Origin of the sequence: Thermomonas mangrovi (assembly GCF_028201335.1) — a bacterium.
Lineage (GTDB): Bacteria > Pseudomonadota > Gammaproteobacteria > Xanthomonadales > Xanthomonadaceae > Thermomonas > Thermomonas mangrovi.
The window spans coordinates 739,684-745,778 of sequence record NZ_JAPEVV010000001.1 but is presented as its reverse complement, the minus strand read 5'-3'; the positions used below and the strand labels follow the sequence as shown (position 1 = coordinate 745,778).

At 68.0% G+C, this 6,095-nt stretch carries 6 protein-coding genes; all 6 read right to left on the bottom strand.

What is annotated here, in order from left to right; translation table 11 throughout:
- Positions 1–128: 128 nt before the first annotated feature.
- Positions 129–896 carry a transposase gene (locus ON759_RS03685; RefSeq protein ID WP_271678990.1) on the bottom strand — a complete coding sequence of 256 codons (768 nt, stop codon included), beginning with the start codon at positions 894–896 and terminating at the stop codon, positions 129–131.
- Between the two features lie 90 nt (positions 897–986).
- A complete protein-coding gene (locus ON759_RS03680) occupies positions 987–1,412 on the bottom strand; it encodes an FKBP-type peptidyl-prolyl cis-trans isomerase (RefSeq protein ID WP_425608439.1) in 426 nt (141 codons plus the stop codon).
- A 46-nt stretch (positions 1,413–1,458) separates the two neighbouring features.
- A complete protein-coding gene (locus ON759_RS03675) occupies positions 1,459–3,264 on the bottom strand; it encodes a putative bifunctional diguanylate cyclase/phosphodiesterase (RefSeq protein ID WP_271678988.1) in 1,806 nt (601 codons plus the stop codon).
- Between the two features lie 211 nt (positions 3,265–3,475).
- Positions 3,476–4,504 carry a GGDEF domain-containing protein gene (locus tag ON759_RS13935; RefSeq protein ID WP_271678987.1) on the bottom strand — a complete coding sequence of 343 codons (1,029 nt, stop codon included), beginning with the start codon at positions 4,502–4,504 and terminating at the stop codon, positions 3,476–3,478.
- Positions 4,505–4,724: 220 nt separating this feature from the next.
- Positions 4,725–5,297: a hypothetical protein gene (locus ON759_RS03665; protein ID WP_271678986.1), complete on the bottom strand. Its 573-nt coding sequence runs from the start codon at positions 5,295–5,297 to the stop codon at positions 4,725–4,727.
- A 164-nt stretch (positions 5,298–5,461) separates the two neighbouring features.
- On the bottom strand, positions 5,462–6,058 hold the full coding sequence (gene trmY / locus ON759_RS03660) for a tRNA (pseudouridine(54)-N(1))-methyltransferase TrmY (protein ID WP_271678985.1): 597 nt from the start codon (positions 6,056–6,058) through the stop codon (positions 5,462–5,464).
- Positions 6,059–6,095: the final 37 nt, after the last annotated feature.

The window sequence follows — 6,095 nt, the reverse complement described above, 5'->3', positions numbered from 1 at the left end:
TGAAGGTCGCATGCGGCATACAGTGCCATCGTCGTCTCCTGGTGCGTGGCGCACGCTCGTTGTGTAGGAACCACGAACGTACCGCCATCGCCAGGAGGCGGCGATATGAGTTTTCAGAGTCGACTTTTTCAGAGGTCAGGCAGGTTGAGGTTGGCCGGTGTTGAAAGTCGACTCTGACCCCTGTTTTCCCTCCTTGGCCGCCCGATCTTTTGCGGGCCGACGCTGCGGCCGAGCTGCGCTTCGATCGCCTGCCGGAATCGATCCGAGCCATAGGCATGCTGCCGGCTCAGGTGCAGGCGGATCGCCTCGATGTCCTCTGGGTTGACGGTGTCCATCACCATGGCGCGATACCGCTGTTGTCGTTCGACATGGCTGGCGCCGAGTGCGAGATAGCCGGAATGCGGCGTGACCAACGGATCAGCGTCGCCGAACGCCAATGCGTGGTGGCTGGACCAGCGATAGTCGCGCGGGTCGACGACCATCGCCGCACGCAACGGGTTCAGTTCGATGTAGCGATGGCATTGCATCAGGTAGTCGCCGTCGCCCACCAGGCTCGCCTTGTAACGGCCTTCCCAGAGCGTACCCGTTCGGCCATGGGTCGCATTGATGTAGCGGACGTAACGTCGTCCGAGCGATTGCATCGCCTTCCCGACGGCGCCCGGCCGCGATGGCGTCAGCAAGAGATGCACATGGTTCGTCATCAACACGTAGGCGTGAACGGCGCAACCTTCCCGTCGCGCGATCTCGCCGAGTTCGCTGCGGTAGCAGAGGTAATCGGCATCATCGAAGAAGCAAGGCTGTCGGTCGTTGCCGCGCTGGACGACATGCTGCGGGATGCCGGGGAGGTCGATGCGGAGTGGGCGTGGCATCTGGTGGCCTGTGCGCTTGGTGGCCACAGGTTGATCCGCCGCAAGTGCAGCCAGAATCAGTCAGCGCCGCGCTCCGGTGTCGGAAAAGTCGACTCTGACCCGGGTTTTCGCTCGATGCTATTTGCGGATATCCAGCAGCTCGACCTCGAACACCAGGGATGCCCCGGGCGGAATCACCTTGCCGGCACCGCGTGCGCCGTAAGCGAGGTTCGCAGGGATCCGCAGTTCCCGCTTGCCGCCGCGCTGCATGCCTTCGATGCCGTCGTCCCAGCCGCGGATGACGCGGCCGGTGCCGAGGCGGAACACCAGCGGTTCGCCGCGGTCGCGGGAGCTGTCGAACTTCAGGCCGCGCTTGTCGGGCGTCGTCTGCTCGTAGAGCCAGCCCGTGTAGTGCACGCTGATTTCGTCCCCGGCGATCGCGGCCTCGCCCGTTCCCACCTTGACATCGATGCGCTGCAACTCGGCCACGTTGCCGCCGGTGTAGGGCGGCGGGCCGCCGCAGGCGACAAGCAGCAGGACGCTGAGGCAGGCCGCAAGGCGCAGCGGACGATGGGTCATGTCGGATGAAAAAAGTGTCCCTGCCACCATTTCAATTCTGGCCCAGCAACCCGCAGAGGCTCGCCTGGTCCATCGCCTTCGCGAACAGCCAGCCCTGCATCCGCTGCACGCCGATGGCCTGCAAGGCCCGATGCTGGGCGGCGCGCTCCACGCCTTCCGCCACCACCTCCAGGCCCAGTGATTCGGCGAGCCCAAACACCGCCTTGACGATGGCGATGTCCGCAGGGGTGCCCGGAAGGCCGTCGACGAAACTGCGATCGATCTTGATCACGTCCACCGGGAGGCGCTTCAGGTAGACCAGCGAGCCGTAGCCGGTACCGAAATCATCCAGGGCCACCTGCACGCCGACGGCCTTGAGTTGCTGCAGCACGCCGAGGGCGTGGTCGAGGTTGCGCATCAATGTGGTTTCGGTGATCTCCAGGCACAGCCGTGCCGGCGCCAGGCCGGACGCCGCGAGCGCATCGCCCACGTCGGTGGCCAGCGCCGCATCCTCGAACTGGCGCGCCGAGACATTGACGCGCACCGTCCGTGCATGTCGGTTCGGGGAGCTCGGCCATCGCGCGGCATCCGCGCAGGCTTGATGCAGGACCCAGCGCCCCAGCGACAGGATCTGGCCGGAGGACTCCAGGACTTCGATGAACTCGGCGGCGGCCCGCAGGCGCCCTTGGTGGCGCCAGCGCAGCAGCGCCTCCGCGGCGACCCAGGTGTGCGTCGTGGCGTCGTATTCCGGCTGGTAGTGCAGCTCGAATTCGCCATGGGCCGGCGCATCGCGCAGCGCGCGCTCCAGGCGCAGGCGGTCGAGGAGGGCCTGGTGGTGCTCGAGGTCGAAGACCTGGTAGCCGAACTTGTCGTGCTCGCGGGCCCGCTCCGCCGCGGACTCCGCCTGTCGCATCAGCACGCGCGCACCACGGTCGGCGGCCGCGCCTGCGTAGGCGATGCCGACGGTGGCGCCCGGCAGCAGGTCCTTGAGGTCCCACTGCAGGCCACGCACCGCGGCGATGCAGCGTTCGGCCAGCCGCACGGCGTTGCGCTGCGCCGTATTGCCCTCCAGCACGAAGGCGAATCCGTCGGCGCGCACGCGTGCCAGGTGGGTCAGGTTGCTGCTGAGCTGGCGCAGGCGCAGGGCGACCTGGCCCATCACCTCGTCCGCCGTCGGGGCATCGTCCGGCAAGGCGACGCCGCCCGATGGATCGATGCGCACGTGCACGACGGCCAGCACGTCGCCTGCCGCGCGCGGCGCCGCCAGGCGCTGGCGGAGCAGCTCCACCAGGTAATCGCGGTTGGGCAGGCCGGTGGTCGCGTCGTGCAGCAACAGGTGCTGCACTTCCTTCTCCGCACGACGCCGGCGCACGATCTCGTACGCCATCGCCACGAAATCGCCCATGCTGCCGGCGAAGGTGATCTCGTCGTGCGACCAGATGCGGGGACCTGCCGTGCATTCGTGGCAGATGACGCCCAGCAGCTCGCCTTCCACGCGGACCGGGGCGTCGAGCAAGGCATGGATGCGGTGGCGTTCGAGGTAGCTTCGCAACTCGCTGAGCGAACTCGCCGTGCTCGGATGCAGGCGGACGTCGGCGGCGTCGAGGGCGCGGACGCCTTCGAATCCGTTGACGTAGTCGTCGCCTTCGAGGGATAGCGTTTCCAGCGTGTCGGCGCCGGCATGCGCGCGCGTACTGGCCGAATAGGCATGGATGCAGCGCAGGCGCTGCGCGCCGCGGTCGTAGTGCCACACGTTGACGCGCTCGACGCGCAGCGCATCGGCCGCGGTTTCGCAGATCAGCGCCAGTGCACTGTCGAAGCTGCAATCGGGATGCCAGATCGCGCGGGTGAGCGCCATGAGGGCCCGCGTGAAGCGTTGGCCATCCGATGGCATCGCATCGAGGCCCGGCTCGGCGTCGCTTGACACTGGCGTGGTCGGCATCGGCTACGGTCCGTTGCTTGGGACGTGGGCCCAGATTAACAGGGGGGAAAAGGCGTCAGGGACGACGCCTGCGGCTGGCCAGGGCTTCCAGGGCGTGTCGCTGGCGTCGCATTCCCGCCTCCTTGCCTCAGTCGTGCAGGGCGCCGCGCCGGTCGGCGGCCGAGTGCGCGGGTTGCTCGAACTGGTCCGCCATCATGACCCGGTTGCGGCCGCCGTGCTTGGCCCGGTACAGGGCGGCATCGGCGCGGGTGAGCCAGAAGGCGCCACGCTCGCCGGGCGCCAGGGTGGCTGCGCCGATCGACACCGACACCGGCTCGCCGTCCGGTCGCCTGAGGGTCTGGAAGATCTTCTCGCGCAAGCCATCCAGCGCGCGCTGGACGCCGAGCGCATGGGTGTCCGGCATCAGCAGGATGAATTCCTCGCCGCCGAAGCGATAGAGACGGTCCTGCTGGCGCTGGTGGCTGCGCAAGGTGCGCACCATCTCGATGAGCAACTCGTCGCCGACCTCGTGGCCGAAGGTGTCGTTGACCGACTTGAAGTGGTCCATGTCGATGATCGCCAGCGTGCATGGCGACTGGCTGGCCTGGTGGGCCTGCAGGGTGGTGGCCAGGTCGATGTCGAACGCGCGCCGGTTCAACGCCTGCGTCAGCGGGTCATGGATCGCCATGTGCTCCAGCGCCTGGCGCTGGCGGGTCGATTGCAGCGAGAAGATGAAGGCGCACAAGGTCACCAGCAAGCCGCTGCTGAGGAACACCACGCGTTCGATGTGGTTCGCGAACACTTCGGAATGGCTGCCGAGGATGGCGAGCACGATCAGGTTGGCGATGATCGCGATGCGTCGGCTGGTCATCAGGAAATTGGTGGTCAGCACCGCGTACGACCACAGCAGGCCGTGGCGCGCGAACAAGAGGGACACCACCAGGCAACCGGTCGTGGTCACGACCGCCATCAGGACCCCGGCGCGCTCGGTCTGTCCGGGGAGCCACGCGCCGATGCCGACCGCGGACACCGCGACCACGATCACCGTGTCGATGATGCCAACGCCGACCTGGCCCTGCGCAAAGCGATAGATCGAGAACGACAGCACGATCAGCGCGATCAGTGCGGCGAAGAAGCTGACCAGGCCGAGTTGCGGGTCTTCGCGCACACGCGCCACGGCGGCCTGCCAACCCCTGTGGTTGTCCGCGCGCGCGTGTCGCCGGCCGCCCGGCGGGGATGACCTCTGCGGTGAGGACCCGTTCATCGCGGGCAAGCATAAACCTTGCCCGGCCGCGGCGCGCCCACGAGGAAGCAGGGGGCAGCGTCGGCTTGTCCAGGGGGCAGGCGGGCGGCGTTGGCCGGCGCCAGAAGTGGCGCCTGACGCGGGTCTTCCGTGGCTATCCCGCCAAGGCCTGCAGGTGCATCCACAGGAACACCGGCGCCATCGCCAGCAGGACCACCGCCGCCGCCGTGTCCAGCCAGACGCGCCGGGTGCGCAGGGCGACCACGCTGCAGGCGGCCGCGACCAGGGCGAACACCGCATTGGCGAGCCAGTCGCCGACGCTGCTGCTCGACCGCGCGACGACCAGGGTCGCCATCACCGCGAACACCAGTTGCAGCAGCTTGTACCGGCGGCCCTGCACCGCGTGGTAGGTGCGCAGGTCGAGCACGACGCCGGGTTCCGGCTCTTCCGGCACCACCATGTCGCAGAAGGCGTACAGCACGCTGACGAACGCGAGCGGGATCAGGACGTCCAGCGCCTGCCAGGACTGGATGTCGCGCATGCGCCAGAACGAGGCCCAGTTGCCCAGCAGCAACAGGAAGGCCATCGCCGTCCAGCACCCGTGCCGCCACGAGAAGCGCACGCGCTCCGCATGCCGATACAGGCCCACGCAGCCGCTCAACAGGCGCGTCAGCGCCAGCGAGGTGATCACCGAGATCATGCCGAACACGAATTCGAAGCTGGTCATGGCGGCATCGCGTTCCCGGGGACGGGGTCGAGGTTAGCAAGTCACGCCGGGGTCGGACGCACGCACATCAGCCAGCGCAGGAGCATGAATGGCGCGGGGACATGCAGCAACGACGAAGGCGCCGCTGCCCGCGCCACGGGCGTCGGCCTCGCGAGCGCTGCGCGTCACGCCCGCTGGTCCAGCTCGTGGTGGATCAGCACCACGCATTGCGACGCGAACAGCATCGTCCCGCCGAGCGAGAGCTTGCGCGCGCCCAGGCGTTCCAGGCTGGGCAGGATCTTCTTCGGCATCGGGATGTGGTCGGTCAGCAGGAAGCAGGGACGGCCGGCGAACGCCTGCTCGCGGATCGGGGTGCCCTTCCGGTCCATCACGAACAACTGGTGGTCGTCGGCCAGCTCCTGTACCAGCCGCTCGAAGCTGGTCGTGCGCACCGTCACCCCGGGCTCGACCGGGCGCGCCTCGTCCTTGCCCATGCCGCGCGACGCATCCAGTGCCTTCGCCACCTTGCCCAGCAGCGCGCGTTCGTCGAAGCCGCCGATGTCGCGCATGGCGTCGATCTCGAAGCGGATCGTGCGCGAGTAGTCGCGGGTGCTTTCCAGCACCAGGTAGACGGTGACGCCCGCGCGGTGCGATTGCGCCACGAACAGGGCGTTCATGAGCGTGTGCGCCAGGATTTCGGCGTGGGCATCCTTGCCGATTTGGGCCAGCAGTGCCTGGCTGTCGGTGGGCGCCGCCCGGGCCCGCAAGACGAAGGTTCGCATGTGGCCATTGTCCACGCAGGCGAGGGTTTCGGGGTGG